The sequence below is a fragment of the Halomonas alkalisoli genome, assembly GCF_021412585.1.
GTDB classification, from domain to species: Bacteria; Pseudomonadota; Gammaproteobacteria; order Pseudomonadales; family Halomonadaceae; genus Halomonas; species Halomonas alkalisoli.
Window position 1 is genome coordinate 41,431 of record NZ_JAKCMI010000046.1, and the last position, 15,908, is coordinate 57,338.

Annotated in this window: 17 protein-coding genes and 2 tRNA genes; 5 read left to right on the forward strand and 14 right to left on the reverse strand. The window is 64.5% G+C overall.

Annotated features, from left to right (window positions below; translation table 11 throughout):
• Position 1 precedes the first annotated feature (1 nt).
• Genes moaC through mobA form a run of 4 tightly spaced genes read right to left on the reverse strand, consistent with a single transcriptional unit; the run spans position 2 to position 3,277 of the window.
• Positions 2-829, reverse strand: coding sequence for a cyclic pyranopterin monophosphate synthase MoaC (moaC, locus tag LY622_RS21740; RefSeq protein ID WP_234292808.1), 828 nt, complete (start codon positions 827-829; stop codon positions 2-4).
• Entirely contained in the window at positions 826-2,097 is a 1,272-nt protein-coding gene (gene moeA / locus LY622_RS21745; protein ID WP_234292809.1) for a molybdopterin molybdotransferase MoeA, read from the reverse strand. Before moeA ends, moaC begins: the two co-directional genes overlap by 4 nt.
• Entirely contained in the window at positions 2,094-2,675 is a 582-nt protein-coding gene (mobB, locus tag LY622_RS21750; RefSeq protein ID WP_234292810.1) for a molybdopterin-guanine dinucleotide biosynthesis protein B, read from the reverse strand. Before mobB ends, moeA begins: the two co-directional genes overlap by 4 nt.
• The gene (mobA, locus tag LY622_RS21755) at positions 2,672-3,277 is read right to left on the reverse strand and encodes a molybdenum cofactor guanylyltransferase MobA (RefSeq protein WP_234292811.1); all 606 of its coding nucleotides are present in this window, start codon (positions 3,275-3,277) and stop codon (positions 2,672-2,674) included. Before mobA ends, mobB begins: the two co-directional genes overlap by 4 nt.
• A 180-nt stretch (positions 3,278-3,457) precedes the next feature.
• Here mobA and LY622_RS21760 point away from each other — a divergent pair, with 180 nt between their 5' ends.
• Positions 3,458-4,039 carry a cupin domain-containing protein gene (locus LY622_RS21760; protein WP_234292812.1) on the forward strand — a complete coding sequence of 194 codons (582 nt, stop codon included), beginning with the start codon at positions 3,458-3,460 and terminating at the stop codon, positions 4,037-4,039.
• Between the two features lie 51 nt (positions 4,040-4,090).
• Here LY622_RS21760 and LY622_RS21765 read toward each other — a convergent pair whose 3' ends face one another.
• The 7 genes from LY622_RS21765 to LY622_RS21795 all read right to left on the reverse strand — a co-directional run bounded on the left by LY622_RS21765 (position 4,091) and on the right by LY622_RS21795 (position 10,199).
• Positions 4,091-5,335 carry a uracil-xanthine permease family protein gene (locus tag LY622_RS21765; protein WP_234292813.1) on the reverse strand — a complete coding sequence of 415 codons (1,245 nt, stop codon included), beginning with the start codon at positions 5,333-5,335 and terminating at the stop codon, positions 4,091-4,093.
• Positions 5,336-5,588: 253 nt separating this feature from the next.
• Positions 5,589-6,218, reverse strand: a complete 630-nt coding sequence (gene upp, locus LY622_RS21770; RefSeq protein ID WP_234292814.1) for a uracil phosphoribosyltransferase — start codon at positions 6,216-6,218, stop codon at positions 5,589-5,591.
• 63 nt (positions 6,219-6,281) lie between these two features.
• Positions 6,282-6,977, reverse strand: a complete 696-nt coding sequence (gene ung / locus LY622_RS21775; RefSeq protein WP_234292815.1) for a uracil-DNA glycosylase — start codon at positions 6,975-6,977, stop codon at positions 6,282-6,284.
• Between the two features lie 3 nt (positions 6,978-6,980).
• Complete coding sequence (gene gpt / locus LY622_RS21780; RefSeq protein WP_234292816.1) at positions 6,981-7,457, reverse strand: xanthine phosphoribosyltransferase; 477 nt, start codon at positions 7,455-7,457, stop codon at positions 6,981-6,983.
• A gap of 7 nt (positions 7,458-7,464) precedes the next feature.
• Positions 7,465-8,010, reverse strand: coding sequence for an adenine phosphoribosyltransferase (locus LY622_RS21785; RefSeq protein WP_234280927.1), 546 nt, complete (start codon positions 8,008-8,010; stop codon positions 7,465-7,467).
• 24 nt (positions 8,011-8,034) lie between these two features.
• Complete coding sequence (locus LY622_RS21790; RefSeq protein WP_234292817.1) at positions 8,035-9,339, reverse strand: NCS2 family permease; 1,305 nt, start codon at positions 9,337-9,339, stop codon at positions 8,035-8,037.
• Positions 9,340-9,569: 230 nt separating this feature from the next.
• Positions 9,570-10,199, reverse strand: a complete 630-nt coding sequence (locus LY622_RS21795) for a riboflavin synthase subunit alpha (protein WP_234292818.1) — start codon at positions 10,197-10,199, stop codon at positions 9,570-9,572.
• Between the two features lie 415 nt (positions 10,200-10,614).
• Between LY622_RS21795 and LY622_RS21800 the strand changes: the two genes are divergently transcribed.
• From LY622_RS21800 to LY622_RS21815, 4 genes are all read left to right on the forward strand, one after another.
• Positions 10,615-11,688, forward strand: a complete 1,074-nt coding sequence (locus tag LY622_RS21800; protein WP_234292819.1) for a methionine ABC transporter ATP-binding protein — start codon at positions 10,615-10,617, stop codon at positions 11,686-11,688.
• Positions 11,669-12,322: a methionine ABC transporter permease gene (locus LY622_RS21805; protein ID WP_114575290.1), complete on the forward strand. Its 654-nt coding sequence runs from the start codon at positions 11,669-11,671 to the stop codon at positions 12,320-12,322. Before LY622_RS21800 ends, LY622_RS21805 begins: the two co-directional genes overlap by 20 nt.
• A gap of 27 nt (positions 12,323-12,349) precedes the next feature.
• Positions 12,350-13,165, forward strand: coding sequence for a MetQ/NlpA family ABC transporter substrate-binding protein (locus LY622_RS21810; protein ID WP_234292820.1), 816 nt, complete (start codon positions 12,350-12,352; stop codon positions 13,163-13,165).
• 99 nt (positions 13,166-13,264) lie between these two features.
• Positions 13,265-13,723, forward strand: coding sequence for a free L-methionine (R)-S-oxide reductase MsrC (locus LY622_RS21815; protein ID WP_234292821.1), 459 nt, complete (start codon positions 13,265-13,267; stop codon positions 13,721-13,723).
• Positions 13,724-14,104: 381 nt separating this feature from the next.
• Here the strand turns inward: LY622_RS21815 and LY622_RS21820 are convergent.
• From LY622_RS21820 to glpK, 3 genes are all read right to left on the reverse strand, one after another.
• Positions 14,105-14,181: transfer RNA gene (locus LY622_RS21820), tRNA-Val, on the reverse strand.
• A gap of 37 nt (positions 14,182-14,218) precedes the next feature.
• Positions 14,219-14,295: transfer RNA gene (locus tag LY622_RS21825), tRNA-Val, on the reverse strand.
• Between the two features lie 72 nt (positions 14,296-14,367).
• Entirely contained in the window at positions 14,368-15,855 is a 1,488-nt protein-coding gene (glpK, locus tag LY622_RS21830; protein WP_234292878.1) for a glycerol kinase GlpK, read from the reverse strand.
• Positions 15,856-15,908 lie beyond the last annotated feature (53 nt).

Below are 15,908 nucleotides of genomic sequence, written 5' to 3' on the forward strand. Positions count from 1 at the left end.
GTCAGCCCCCCGTGACCGGTGGGAAGAAGGCGATTTCGTCTTCATTGGTAATGGGTGTGGTGTCCAGTGCCATCACCTGATTGACCGCACACAGGACACGCCCCTCGGAGAGGCGCGCGAAGCGCTTGTCCTGCTGGACCAGTGCCGCCTTCAAGCCGCCCACATCGGCGCTGGCGAGACTATCCAACGGCAGGGAGAGCTCGCTTGTGCCGAGTTGCTCACGCAGCTCGGCCAGGAACTTGACCCGCAGGCAGGGATCCTCGATATCGCAGCGCGTGCCCACGGAGACCTGCCCCGCCACGCCTTCACCGGTCACGATCGGTGCCGGTGCGGCGGTCATGTCGCGGTGGGAGGTCATGTCACGGCGATAATCCCCCGACTTGCCGCCGGTCTTGGTGTCGAGATGGATGCCGCCTATCTCCATGTCCTTGTCCACCGCCTTGCACATGTCATAGAGGGTCAGGCAGGCCACGGAAACCGCCGTCAAGGCCTCCATTTCGACACCGGTGCGGCCGTTGAGACGACAGGCAGCGTTCACCTCCACCCGGGACTCCGCCTCGTCGAGACGGAACTCGATGCTGACCTTGGACAGCGCCAGCGCATGGCACAGTGGAATCAGCTCATGGGTGCGCTTGGCGGCCTGTATACCGGCGATTCTTGCCGTGGCCAGCACATCCCCCTTGGGTAGCCCCCCCTCACTCAGCAGCGCGAGCGTCTCGGGCTTCATCTGGATGTAGCCGGACGCACTCGCCTCCCGGCGACTTTCCGGCTTGTCGGCGACATCCACCATATGGGCTTCGCCGCGTTGGTTGAGATGGGTCAATGTCATGAAGGCATGCCTCGGCAGATATCAGCAAACGGTTGTATGGTGACGGCGTCGCCCTGCGCAATGCGCTCGCAATCGGCGGCGATCTCGATCAGACAGTTGGCGGCCACCATGGAAGAGAGGATGCCGGATCCCTGGTGACCGGTACTGCGGACACGGAGTTGCCCGCGGGCATCGCAGTGAAAGATGCCGCGCAGGAAATCGACGCGCCCTTTCCTGCTCGGCAGATCGCTCTCCGCCAGGGCCGTGAAGCGGCATGGGTCTGTCGTCTGGCAGCCCTGCAGCCGCCTGAGCACCGGTGCGACGAACTGCAGGAAGGTGACCATGGCCGCCACCGGATTTCCCGGCAGGCCAAAGAACGGGGTGCGCTGTGCCCCGAGCCGCCCACAGGCCAGCGGCCGGCCGGGACGAATGGCAATCTTCCAGAAGCCCAGCTCCCCCACCTCGGCCAGGGCCGCACGCACCTGGTCGGCCTCCCCCACCGACACGCCGCCGCTTGTCATGACCAGGTCGGCATCGTGTGCGGCATCGGCAAGGGCTGCAACCATGACATCACGCTCATCGGGCAGGATACCGAGGTCGCACACCTCTCCGCCATGCTCGGCGATCAGCCCCGCCAAGGAGAATCGATTGGCGTCAAATATTCCAGCCGCCGGCAGCGGCTTGCCCGGCGCGGTAACCTCGTCCCCCGTGGAGAAAACGGCCACCCTGGGGCGCCGACGAACGAGTGCCTGTGCCATGCCCAGTGATGCCAGCAGCCCCAGTTCGGCGGCGCCCAGCCGTGTGCCCGCGGCAAGCGCGACGGCACCCCGGGCGATATCCTCACCGGCAAGGCGTACGTTCTGCCCCCTGCGCACCGCGTCGGGATGCGCGACCCGCACCCGGCCTTCCTGGTGCTCGATCTGCTCGCGCATGATGACCGTATCGGCGCCGGCAGGCAGCGGCGCGCCCGTGGTGATACGCACGCACTCGCCGGGTGCCAACGGTGTTTCATGCCGATGGCCGGCCAGCACCTCTCCCGCCTGCGCCCAGCTGTCGGGGCGCGCCGCCTCTGTTTCCGGCCAGGCCAGGGCAATGCCGTCCATGGCACTGTTGGTGTTCTGGGGCACATCGATGGGCGAGACGAGGGACTGGGCGAGCACCCGGCCGTGCAGGCTCTCGAGGGGTCGCCACTCGTCGCCCAGAGGCCGCGGCGCCAGTTCGAGCACGGCGGCTCTCGCCTCGTCCACCGTCAACATGCGCTCGCCGAAGTCGAAACAGGAGAGGCTCATGGCGCAAGCTCCCGTGGGGAGCGCTCGGACGGCCACCGTGCAGGCCAGGCCGCCACCCAGTCGACGAGCGAATCCAGGTCATCGAGGGGCAGCACTTCGACTCCCTTCGGCAACGTCAGCGGTGTGGCGCTGGCCACCGCCTTGACCCAGGGGTCCTCGGCAACCCTCAGGGGTTTGCCGACCGCCTCGCGATACAGCTCCAGCTTGGGCAGCGGCCAGGCCTTGAAGCCCTCCACCAGCACCAGGTCGGGACGCTGGGGACGCACCATCTCGATCAGCGTCGCGAGATCGGCTTCCTCCTGGTCCGGCGTCTCCATCATCAGCGCCAGGCGCGCCCGGGAGGCGACCAGCATGGGCGATGCTCCTGCCATTCGCAGACGGTGGCTGTCCTTGCCCGGCTGGTCGACATCGAAACCGTGATGGGCATGCTTGATCACGGCGACACGCAGGCCGCGGGCAGTCAATGCCGGCAGCAGTCGCTCCAGCAGCGTGGTCTTGCCGGTGCCGCTCCAGGCCGCAATGCCCAGCAGGGGCAGGCCTTCATCGAGCGGCAGCGGGGCATGGATCACGGCATTCATCCCGTACGAGCCTCCTCGCTCAGGCGCGCCTCGAGACGCTGCTTGTCATCCTCGGTGTTCAGGTTGGTGAAGCTCTCCGGGCAGTCGCTGAAGTCGACGCGATACCAGTCATGGCGAGCATACCAGCGGTCGATCTTGCGCTCGCCACCGGCCAGGGCCGCCTCGAGGTCATCGGCCAGCGAAACCCGCAGCAGTGCCACGACCGGATGCAGGCGCTCCCCGTCATGGGCCACGGCGATATCGCCCTCGCCGATACCCGCTACCAGGCGCTCCACGAGATCCATGGGCAGTGCGGGGGTATCACAGGGCACCACCAGCAGCCAGGGTGTCTCCGCGGTACGCAGGCCGGTATATATCCCCATCAGCGGGCCCTGGTAGTCACCCTCGATGTCGGCGACCACCCGATCGGCCAGGCCACGGTAGGTTTCGTGATGGCGATTGGCATTGATCCAGACGCTGGCTACCCTGCCTTCGAGTCGCGCCCGCACATGGGCCACCAGCGGGCGGCCGGCGAAAGGTTCCAGGCCCTTGTCCCGTCCGCCCATGCGCCGCCCCTGCCCACCGGCCAGGATCAGTCCTGTCACGTCGTGCCTAGGATTCATCGTCGCTCCTGCTGCGCGTTGCGGAATGATTCCCATGATGCCCTAGGTAGCGCTACGGTGCCACGGCGGGCCGCCCGATCGTGGCTTGCCATGATGCGGATCACTCCCGATGTTTATACGAGGCGTCGCCAGCAGGTATGATGTGTCAAACAAATCGAACGGACCCGACGGAAGCTGACCATGGAAGCACTGAATGTAGGCGCTCGGCTACGCGAACTGCGCAAGGCACGCAAGCTCTCACAGCGTGAGCTGGCCAAGCGGGCCGGCGTTACCAACAGCACCATCTCGCTGATCGAGCAGAACAGCGTCAGCCCCTCGGTGAGCTCGCTCAAGAAGATACTCGACGCCCTGCCGGTATCGATCAGCGCCTTCTTCGCCGGTGACGAGCCCGCCCCGCCCCGTGCCTTCTATTCCGCCGATGAACTCACCGAGATCGGCGACGGCAATCTCTCCTGGCGGCTGGTGGCGGCTCGCCGTCCCGACCGCAGCATATCGATCATCCACGAGCGCTACCCCCCGGGGGCCGATACCGGTACGGACATGCTGGAGCACGAAGGCGAGGAAGGTGGCGTGGTGATCTCGGGTGAGATCGAGATCACCGTTGCCGGAGAAGCCCGGGTGCTCGGCGCCGGGGACGCCTACTACTTCGACTCGCGGCTACCCCACCGATTCCGCAATACCGGGGACGTGGAGTGCGTCATCGTCAGTGCCAATTCCCCACCCACCTTCGCTGAGGGTGGCAGGGAAATTCACCACGCCTGACTGGCACCCGCGGCCTGCGCCGGGCGCCCTGTCAGGCAGCCGTCGGCGGCCTTACTCATCCTCGTCGGCACCGGGCAGCACCCAGTTCAGCACGATGCCGACCAGGGCGGCGAGGCTGACGCCTTGCAGGGTGAACTGGCCGCCGCCGAACTGCATGCCGCCGATGCCGAAGACCAGGATCAGCGATACCACCACCAGGTTGCGCGGGGCGGTCAGCGAGTGGCCGGCGCGTACCAGGGTGTTCATGCCCACCACGGCAATGGAACCGAACAGCAGGGTCATGATGCCGCCCATGACCGGGCCGGGAATGGTCTGCAGCAAGGCCCCCAGCTTGGCGACGAAAGCCAGCACAATGGCGATGAAGGCGGCCACCACCATGATCCTGGGATCGAAGGCTCGGGTCAGCGTCACCGCTCCGGTCACTTCGGAATAGGTGGTATTGGGCGGGCCACCGAAGAGCGCCGCCGTGGACGTGGCCAGGCCGTCACCCAGCAGGGTGCGGTGAAGCCCCGGCTTCTCCAGGTAATTCTTCTTCGTTACCGAGCCGATGGCCACCATGTCGCCGATATGCTCGACCGCCGGCGCGATGGCCACGGGGATCATGAACAGGATCGCCGCCCAGTGGAAACTGGGTGCCGTGAAGCCGGGGATCGCCAGCCAGGCGGCATCGCGCACCGGGGAGAAATCCACCACCCCCATCAGCAGCGCCAGCGCGTAGCCGCTGACGATACCGCCCATGATCGGGATCAGCCGCAGCAGGCCGCGGCCGAAAACCGCCAGCACCAGGGTCACCAGCAGGCTTGCCATGGAGAGGAAGATCGCTGGGCCGTAGCCGATATGGTCACTGGTCTCGCCGGTGGCCATGCTCACCGCCACCGGCGCCAGGGCCAGACCGATCACCATGATCACCGGCCCCACCACGACCGGCGGCAGCAGTCGATGCAGCCAGCCGGTACCCTTGAGCCGTACCGCCTGGGAGATCGCCACATAGACCAGGCCGGCAGCCATCAGGCCACCCAGGGTCGCCGAGACGCCGAAGCTGGCCACCGAGCCCTGGATCGGTGCGATGAAGGCGAACGACGACGCCAGGAAAACCGGCACCGTGACGCGAGTCACGCCATGGAAGATCAGCGTACCCACACCGGCGGTGAACAGCGCCACGCTGGGGTCGAGCCCGGTCAGCAGCGGTACCAGCACCAGGGCGCCGAAGGCCACGAAGAGCATCTGGGCCCCGGTCAGCAGGGTCTTGGGCAGGGAGTCGACCGGCGTCTGGGCCGCCGCCGCTTGTTCGTTCATGGGGTGTCTTCCTTCTTGTATATCGTTGCTATTGGTCGAAGGCGTCCTGCCAGAAAAACGCCCCTGGATCGCGATCTCAGGGGCGTGATGTTTCCATGCCTCGGTGCTAGGGGAAGCGCTGAACAAATCGGCGAGCGGAATGAAGCGCAAGGCGCACGGAGCGCAGGAACCGGAGCCTATGTGGTATAGGTGAGGATTCCGAGCACCGCGCAACGCAGCGATTTGTCCGCGCAGGCATTTGTACAGCGTTTCCCTAGCGGGTGCCGAAGATCTTGTCCCCCGCATCACCAAGCCCGGGGACGATATAGCCGTTCTCGTCGAGGTGATCGTCGATGCCCGCGGTGTAGATCTCGATGTCCGGATAGGCGTCCTGCACGCGCTTGATGCCCTCGGGCGCCGCCACCAGCACGATGACCTTCATGTGCTTGCAGCCACGATCCCGCAGCATGTCGAGGGTCGCCACCATGGTGCCGCCGGTGGCCAGCATCGGGTCGATGACCAGTGCCATGCGCTCGTCGAGGTCGCCGGCGAACTTGGCGAAGTAGGGAACCGGCTCGAGGGTCTCCTCGTCGCGGTAGAGTCCGACCACGCTGATGCGTGCGCTGGGTATCAGGTCGGTCACGCCGTCGAGCATGCCGAGCCCGGCACGCAGGATCGGCACGATGGTGACCTTCTTGCCCTTGAGCAGCTTCACCGGAATGGGCTTGCCGCTCCAGCCGTCGATCTCCTGGGTCTCGAGCTCGAGATCCTGGGTCGCCTCGTAGGTGAGCAGCTTGGCCAGCTCACCGGCAAGCTCGCGAAAGCTCTTGGTGCTGATGCCCGCTTCGCGCATCAGTCCCAGCTTGTGCTGGACCAGCGGATGATGGATGGCATGAACGCTCATGGGCAGACCTCTCAGGCGACGGGTGGGCGGGCGGAGGCATTCTACCTTCATCCGCCGTTGAGGTTAAGGCGCGGATTCGGGTGAGTCGGGTAGCTGCCAGTGAATCGGTTCACGCCCGTTCTGATCGAGGAAGGCGTTGGCCCGGGAAAAGTGGTGGTTGCCGAAGAATCCCCGATGGGCCGAAAGCGGCGAAGGATGCGGCGACTCCAGCACCAGGTGACGCCCGGTATCGACCAGCGCCTTCTTCTGGCGAGCGTGACTCCCCCACAGCAGGAAGACGCTCGGCTCGGCATGGGCGCTGACCGTAGCGATGGCGCGGTCGGTAAAGATTTCCCAGCCGCGGCCGCGGTGAGAGCCGGCACTGCCCTGCTCCACCGTCAGCGAGGTATTGAGCAGGAGCACGCCCTGCCTGGCCCAGGACTCGAGCGTGCCATGGGCAACCGGCCGGAAACCCACATCGTCGGCCAGCTCCTTGTAGATGTTCTTCAACGAAGGCGGCACCGGCACGCCGGGACGAACCGAGAAGCAGAGCCCGTGCGCCTGGTCGGGGCCGTGATAGGGATCCTGCCCCAGGATCACCACCTTGACCCGGTCCAGGGGAGTCAGCTCGAAGGCGCGAAACCAGTTCGACGAGTGCGGGTAGATGACCTTCCTGGCCGCCTTCTCGGCGGCCAGGAAATCACGCAGCGACTGCATGTAGCTCGCCTGGAACTCATCACCGAGCCACCGGCACCAGCTGTCGGGTAGCGGGCAACCCATGACTCAGCGCTTGACCTGGTCAACGAGGGGTTCCACATAGGCGATGCCCATGTCCCAGGGAAACTGGATCCAGCAGTCCTGAGCCACCTCGGTGAGATATTGATCCACCAGCGGACGCCCTTCCGGCTTGGCGTAGACCGTGACGAAATGCGCCTTGGGCAGCATCTCGCGCACCTTGCGCGCCGTCTTGCCGGTATCGACCAGGTCGTCGACCAGCAGCCAGCCATCCCCATCGTGGTCGACCCCCTTCAGCACATCGAGGCCACCCTGGTTCATGTGGTCGTAGCTGCTGATGCAGACGGTATCGATCAGCCTGACGTTGAGCTCGCGGGCGATCAGCGCCGCCGGGATGAGCCCGCCGCGGGTAATGGCGACGATACCCTTGAAGTCACGCTCGACCAGTCGATGGCAGAGCTCGCGCACGTCGCGATGGAGCTGATCCCAGGAGACGGTGAAGTGCTGGTGATACCGGTTGCTCATATCTTCCTCACTCGTCTTCATTGAAGGAGCAGACCGCGAAGACGCCGAAGCCGGCTTCGCGGATTCTGCTCGACCCACCGATCTCGGGCAGGTCGATGATGGTGGCGGTCTCGACCACATGCCCGCCGGAACGGGTGATCAGCTTGGCGGCTGCCAGCATGGTGCCGCCGGTGGCGATCAGGTCGTCCATGAGCAGGATCCGATCCCCGTGACGGAACGCATCGGAGTGCAGCTCCACCTCGCTCTTGCCGTATTCCAGCGTATAGGTCTCGCTGATGGTCTTGAAAGGCAGCTTGCCCTTCTTGCGTACCGGCACGAAGCTGCAACCGAGCTCGTAGGCCACCGGCGCACCGATGATGAAGCCTCGGGCGTCGATGGCGGCGATGGCATCGAGTTCCATGTCCTGGTAGCGATGCACGAAGCTGTCGATCAGCTTGCGAAAGGCCGAGCTGTTCTGCAGCAGCGGCGTGATGTCGCGGAAGTTGATCCCCGGCTGAGGCCAGTCGGGGACGGTTCGGATCACGGACTTGATATAGTCGCCGTAGATACTCATTGCAGCTCTCGGTGAGGAGGGTGATCAGTCAAGAAACAGGAATTTCAGTACGAACAGGATGGCCAGCACGATCACGGCCGGATTGAGGTCCCGGAACCGCCCCGACAGCGCCTTGATCGCGGCATAGCTGATGAAGCCCAGCGCAATCCCTTCGGCGATCGAGAAGGTCAGCGGCATGGCCAGGGCCGCGATCAGCACCGGTGCGGCATCGGTGGGGTCGTCCCAGTTGGCGTGGGCCAGGCTGCCGGCCATCAGTACGGCCACGTAGAGCAGCGCCCCGGCCGTGGCGTAGGCCGGAATGGAGCCCGCCAGCGGTGCGAAGAACAGGCTGATCAGGAACAGCACCGCCACGACCACGGCGGTGAGCCCGGTGCGTCCGCCGGAAGCGATGCCTGCCGTGGATTCAATGTAGCTGGTGGTGGTCGAGGTGCCCAGTGCGGCACCGGCCATGGAGGCCCCGCTGTCGGCCATCATGGCGCGCCCGAGCCGGGGCAGCTTGCCGTCCTTGTCCAGCAGGCCACCACGGTGCGCCACGCCCACCAGGGTGCCAGAGGTATCGAACAGGTCGACGAACAGGAAGGCAAAGATCACGCTGAGCATGGCGATATCCAGCGCGCCCATCAGGTCCATGGCCATGAAGGTCGGTGCAATGGAGGGCGGCATGGACATCATCCCGCCGTACTCGTTATGCCCCAGCACGATCGCCAGCACGGTAATGCCCAGGATACCGATCATCACGGCGCCGGTGACCTTCAGGTAGGCCATGGCGGTGATGACGAAGAAGCCCAGCAGCGCATAGATGGCCGCCGGCTCGGAGAGATCGCCCAGTGCCACGTAGGTCGCCGGATTGGAGACCACGATGCCGGCATTCTTCAGCGCGATCATCGCCAGGAACAGGCCGATACCGGCGGCGATACCCAGTCGCAGCGAGAGCGGTATGGAATTGATGATCCACTCGCGGATCTTGAAGATACTGAGCAGGAAGAAACAGAAGCCGGAGAAGAACACGGCACCCAGTGCCGCTTCCCAGGTGTAGCCCATGCCCAGCACCACGCCATAGGTAAAGAAGGCGTTGAGCCCCATGCCGGGCGCCTGGGCGATGGGATAGTTGGCCCAGAGCCCCATGATGAGACAGCCAACGGCCGCCGCCAGGCAGGTCGCCACGAAGACGGCGCCGTAGTCCATGCCGGCTTCGGAGAGGATGCTGGGGTTGACGAAGATGATGTAGGCCATGGTCAGGAAGGTGGTGATCCCGGCAATGACCTCGGTCTTCACGCTGGTATTGTGCTCTGTCAGCTTGAAGTGGTTATCGATCATTTTTTTCAGCATTGGAGGCATTCCTGCGCACTTGTTCTGGTTATCGTCCAGGGGGAGCGAGAAAAGCGGCACATGGTACCCAAAGGAGACCTGTGATGCGAGGTGATCCTTGCATCGACAATGCGGCACGGTTCGGTCTGCGCTTTTCTTCGCTTCGCTCTTCTCTTTTTAAGCAAACGCCAAGCCAAGTGCCAGCCAGGCCGCCAACGGAAACTTGACGAAACGGTCAATAGAGCGCGCCATCAGGGTTCGCGGGCGGCCAGCACGCGCTCCACGGTTTCCACGATGGCCTGTGTCTGGGGGTCGATTTCGATATTCACCCGGTCCCCGGGCACCCGATCCACCAGAATGGTGCGTGCCAGCGTCTCGGGAATCAGATCGACGCAGAACCGTGGCCCATGATCGACGTTGGCAGCCCTCACCTCGCCGATGGTCAGGCTGATGCCATCCACACCGATATAGCCCTTGGCGAAGAGGAAGCGGCCCAGCGCATGGGGAACCTCGAACCAGAGCCGACGATTGTTGGGGGCCTCATCCAGTTCCACCAGCTCGGCCATGGCCATGACATGGCCGGACATGGCATGGCCGCCGATCTCGTCACCGAAGCGGGCCGCGCGCTCGATATTGATCCGGTCCCCTACCCCGAGTGCCCCCAGGTTGGTCACCTTCAGTGTCTCGCGCATCAGATCGAACCGGACCTGCTCGCCCTCAATGGCCGTGACGGTCAGGCAGACACCGTTGTGTGCGACGGAGGCACCGGGCTCCAGCCCTTGGCGCAGCTCATCGGAGAGAGCCACGACATGGGTGCGGAAGGCCTCCGCCTCCTCGATCGCCACGATTTCCGCCGTTCCCTGAACGATACCTGTGAACATGGAGTTTCCTCGTGCAGCTCCCGAGCGGGAGGTTGAGATAGGGCTGGCAGTGTAGAAAGTCGCGGGTCCCACGTCCATCGCACCATGGCCATGCGCCGGGACTGCCACCATAAAAAGGCAGACCAATTCGCCACCTTCCAGCATATTTTACTGCCGTATTACAGGTCACCGCACAAGAAACACCGCCTCGATTGACAGCTTACGTCTTTGGTCGTAGCATTGGCCGTCACATTTAAAGGCGCCGATTTGTACCCGGATTGCGGGCGCCCATGTCGAAAGTGCTTACGAGCGCTCTTCGACGTGAAGTGCAGCTAAAAGGGTGTGTCCAGCGTTGATGGCCACCCGTCAGGGTGGCCTTTTTTTTTGACACCCACTGCTCGCCCCGCAATGAAACGGCCTGCTCAGTGGAAGCCAGATGATCACTTTACGCAACGTCTCCAAGACCTACCATATCAAGGGCGGCCACAAGGACGGCGCTCGAGGCCACGTCAAGGTCGTCGAGGCCCTGAAGAACGCCGACCTCCATGTGCCCCAGGGCAGCATTCACGGCGTGATCGGCCTTTCCGGGGCCGGCAAGTCGACCCTGATCCGCTGCGTCAACCTGCTCGAGCGCCCCACCAGTGGCAGCGTGACGGTGGACGGCCAGGAGATGACCCGCCTCTCCTCCTCGGCCCTGAACCAGGCTCGCCACCGTATCGGCATGATCTTTCAGCATTTCAACCTGCTGACCACGCGCAACGTATTCGACAACGTCGCCCTGCCCCTGGAACTGATGGGCATGAAGCGCACCGCCATCCGCGAGCGCGTGATGCCCCTGCTCGAACTCACCGGGCTGACGGACAAGATCAGCCAGTATCCCGCCCAGCTCTCCGGCGGCCAGAAGCAGCGTGTCGCCATCGCCAGGGCACTGGCCAGCGAGCCGCGGGTCTTGCTGTGTGACGAAGCGACCTCCGCCCTCGACCCCCAGACCACGGGCTCGATCCTTGAGCTGCTGCGCGATATCAATCAGAAACTGGGCCTGACCATCCTGCTGATCACCCACGAGATGGAAGTCGTGAAATCGATCTGCCACCGGGTCAGCCTGATTTCCGGCGGCGAGCTGGTGGAGGAAGCCGATGTCGGCGACTTCTTCACCGCCCCGGGCACGCAGCTGGGCCGCGAGTTCCTCAACGATTTCCTGCAGCTGGAACCCCCCAAGGGGCTGGTCGAACGCCTGCAAGCCGAGCCCGGCGAGCATACCCACCCGGTGGTGCGCCTGGCGTTCTCCGGCGATGCCGTCTCCACCCCGCTGATCTCTCGACTGGCACGGGACTGCGAGGTCGATGTCAGCATTCTCCAGGCCAAGGTGGAATCGATCCAGGAGCGCACCCTGGGCCTGATGATCGCCGAGCTGCTGGGGCCGGCCGAAAAGACGCGCCAGGCCATCGACTATCTCGAATCCCATGATCTTCACGTGGAGGTGCTTGGCCATGTCCAGCGCGATGATTGACCTCATCATCAAGGCCACCCTGGATACACTCTATATGGTGGGTGTCTCCGGCATCCTCGCGGCGCTTCTCGGCGTACCGCTTGGGGTGATGCTGTACGTCACGCGGCCGCGTCAGATACTCGCCCGCCCTGCCCTGAACCAGGCGCTGGGCATGGTAACCAACATTGGCCGCTCCATCCCTTTCATCATCCTGATGGTGGCCATCATCCCCTTCACCCGCATGGTGGTCGGCACCTCCATCGGCACCAATGCCGCCATCGTGCCGCTGACCATCGCCGCCATACCCTTCGTGGCCAGGCTGGTGGAAGGCGCACTCAACGAGATACCGCCGGGCCTGGTCGAGGCCGCCCAGTCCATGGGCGCCACGCCGGGGCAGATCATCACCAAGGTGCTACTGCCCGAGGCCCGCGGCGGTATCATCACCGGCCTGACGATCACCGTCGTGACCCTGGTGAGCTACTCGGCCATGGCCGGCGCCGTGGGCGGCGGCGGCCTGGGCGACCTGGGCATTCGGTACGGCTACAACCGCTTCAACCCCACCGTCATGCTGATCACCGTGGCGATCCTGGTGGTGATGGTCCAGGGCTTCCAGAGCCTGGGCGACTACCTGGTACGCAAGAGCGATCGCAAGTAAGAGAAGTCCCTTAAAAGGAGAGGTTATATGCAAGTCACCCTGACCCGCCTGCTCGGCGCCGCGACCCTGGCCGGCGCCACCCTGCTCGCCGGCTGCGGCGGAGACGACGCCGACACCGAGACACGCTCGATCAAGGTCGGCACCATGTCCGGTCCCGAATCCGAGGTGATGGAAGTGGCCGTCCAGATAGCCCGCGAGCGCTACGACCTCGAGGTGGAGATCATCGAGTTTACCGACTATGTATCGCCCAACTCGGCCCTGGCCGACGGCAGCCTCGATGCCAATGCCTTCCAGCACGAGCCCTACCTGCAGGGCATGGTGGATGATCGTGGCTATGACCTGACGGTTGCCGGCTACACCTTCGTCTATCCCATCGGCGCCTATTCGGAGAAGCACACCGATATCGAAGACCTGCCGGAGCGGGCCATCATCGCCCTGCCCAACGACCCCACCAACGGTGGACGTGCGATGATCCTGATGCACAACGCCGGCCTGATCGAACTTGACGATCCGGCAAACCTGGAGGCGACGCCGGTCAACGTGATCGACAACCCGAGCGACTTCCGTTTCCGCGAGATCGAAGCCGCCCAGTTGCCGCGGGTACTGCCCGACGTGGACCTGGCCTTCATCAACAACACCTTCGCCCAGCCCGCCGGCCTGCACCTGGATGACGCCCTGCTCAGGGAGGGGCCCGAGTCGCCCTACGTCAACCTGATCGCCGTGCGCAGCGGTGACGAGGAGCGCGAGGAGATCCAGCAGCTGGTATCGGCCTACCAGAGCGACGAAGTCGCCGCCAAGGCACTGGAGCTGTTCGACGGTGGCGCGGTGCCCGGTTGGCAGTAACGGAAACACGCCTCCTATCGGATATTCAACTGACCAGTATCCACGGAGCCGGCCTTGCGCCGGCTCCGTCAATTCCAGGCATGGTATCCAGGAGCCAAGATGACGCCCGACTACCCCCTCCTCGCCCGCCAGCTAGAAGCCCTCCTCGACAGCCGTGACTGGCTAACCAACAGCGCCCAGACCTGCGCGTTCATCATGCAGGAAGTACCGGAGCTCAACTGGGCCGGTTTCTACCTGCAGCGCAAGCCCGAGCTGCTGACCCTCGGCCCCTTCCAGGGGAAGCCGGCCTGCAACCCCATTCCCTTCGACAAGGGAGTTTGCGGTGCTGCCGCCCGCACGCAACAGACCCAGCGCATCGACGACGTTCACGCCATTGCCAACCACATCGCCTGCGACGCCGCCTCCCGCTCCGAATTGGTCGTGCCTATCATGACCAGGGACCGCCTATGGGGCGTTCTTGATCTGGACAGCCCTCGACGCGCCCGCTTCAACACCACCGACCAGGCGGGCATCGAAGCCTTGGTTGCGGTGTTCATGGCGCGCAGCGACCTGGAGTGACCCCAGGGACAGCGACGGCAGCTACCACTTTGTAGGAGTATCTTCGATCCGGTCCGACGCATCGGCGACTGGAGGCCGAAGGACTCCCAGCGGTATTGCCAATGGTCGCAGCTATTGCCAGCGCGGCAGCCTCCACCGGGCGCCTGGCGGCGCCAGTCGCGATGGGAACCAGCGCTCCAACAGCGAAACTCTCCACCGACGTTGCCACACCGCTGTCGGAGCATCTTTAGATCGCGACTGGAGGCCGAAGGACTCCCGGCGGTGTTGCCGAGGCTGGCGACACCGCCAACGCAGCGGCCTCCGCCAGGCGCCTGCTGAGCCTTATGCGTAATCAGGAAAGCAAAACGCCCCGCAGCAGGGCCGCGAGGCGTTTCGGGAATCTGGTAGGACCAGGCGGATTTGAACCGCCGACCTCCACGATGTCAACGTGGCGCTCTAACCAACTGAGCTATGGTCCTGTAGGAGTTCATTACCGTGATGCGCGGGCCGGAATGCTGGTAGGACCAGGCGGATTTGAACCGCCGACCTCCACGATGTCAACGTGGCGCTCTAACCAACTGAGCTATGGTCCTGCATCCCGCGGGCGACAAAGCGCCTCGGCAACGGATGCATATCTTACCGATATCGCTGAAGTTTGCAAGCTTTCAGGGCACGCTTTTCACGCGTTCCACCGCGGCCAACCAACCCTGGTAGAGCCGCTCCCGCTCCGCCTCCGGCATTTGCGGCAAAAAGCTCTTTTCGCAACGCCATAGCGCGGCGATTTCATCCAGATCCCGATACCAGCCGAGATGCAGGCCGGCCATGTAGGCCGCACCAAGTGCCGTGGTCTCGAGCACCGTCGGCCGGTCGACCTGCACGTCCAGCATGTCGGCCAGGAACTGGACCAGCCAGCCGTTCTTGACCATGCCGCCATCCACGCGCAGCTTGCCCGGCGACGCCTCCATGTCGTCGCGCATGCAGGCCTGCAGGTCACGGGTCTGGTAGCAGACCGCCTGCAGGCCGGCGGCGACGATCTCGGCGATGCCGGTATCCCGGGTCAGGCCGAAGATCGCTCCGCGCGCCTTCGGATCCCAGTGCGGCGCCCCCAGGCCGGTAAAGGCCGGCACCAGGTAGACGCTGTGGCCATCCCGGGTCTCGCGGGCCAGCGACTCCGTCTCGGCGGCATTGTCGAACAGCTTCAGGCCGTCGCGCAGCCACTGGACCGCGGCACCGGCCACGAAGATGCTTCCCTCCATGGCATAGGTCGGCTTGCCGGCAATACGATACGCCACCGTGGTCAGCAACCGATTACGCGAAACGGCGGCCTTGTCGCCGGTATTGACGATCATGAAGCACCCGGTGCCGTAGGTGCTCTTGCCCATGCCGGGCTCGAAGCAGGCCTGACCGACCAGGGCCGCCTGCTGATCCCCGACCACCCCGCCGATAGGCAGCGCCTCCCCCAGCAGGCTCGCCTCGGTATGGCCGAAATCCGCGCTGCTGTCGCGCACCTCGGGCAGCAGGGCTGAGGGAATATCGAACAGCGCCAGCAGGTCGTCGTCCCACTGCTGGGTATGGATATTGAACAGCATGGTCCGGGAGGCATTGGTGGCGTCGGTGGCGTGCACGCGCCCGCCGGTGAGCCGCCAGAGCAGGAAAGTGTCGACGGTGCCGAAGGCCAGCTCTCCCCGCTCGGCGCGCTCGCGGGCCCCCTCGATGTTGTCCAGCAGCCAGGCCAGCTTGGTCGCGGAAAAATAGGGATCGATGAGCAGTCCGGTTCGCGCCTGTACCAGGTCGGCATGGCCCCGATCCCGCAGGTTCTGGCAAGCGTCTGCCGTGCGCCGATCCTGCCAGACGATGGCGTTGTAGAGCGGCTCACCGGTTTGCCGATCCCAAAGCAGCGTGGTTTCACGCTGGTTGGTGATGCCGATGCCGGCAATCCGGGAAGGTGACGCACCGCTCTTCTCGATGACCTCTCTGCACGTCGCCAGAACGGTGCCCCAGATTGCCTCGGGGTCATGCTCGACCCAGCCATCGTGGGGAAACTGCTGGGGAAACTCTTGCTGAGCCACATGCGCCACGTTGCCACTGCGCTCGAAGAGAATCGCGCGGGAGCTGGTGGTCCCCTGGTCGATGGCAAGCAGGTAGTCGGCCATGATATGTCCTGTCATTGTATGTTCGTTTATGATCACCAAGGTTACTGCAGTGT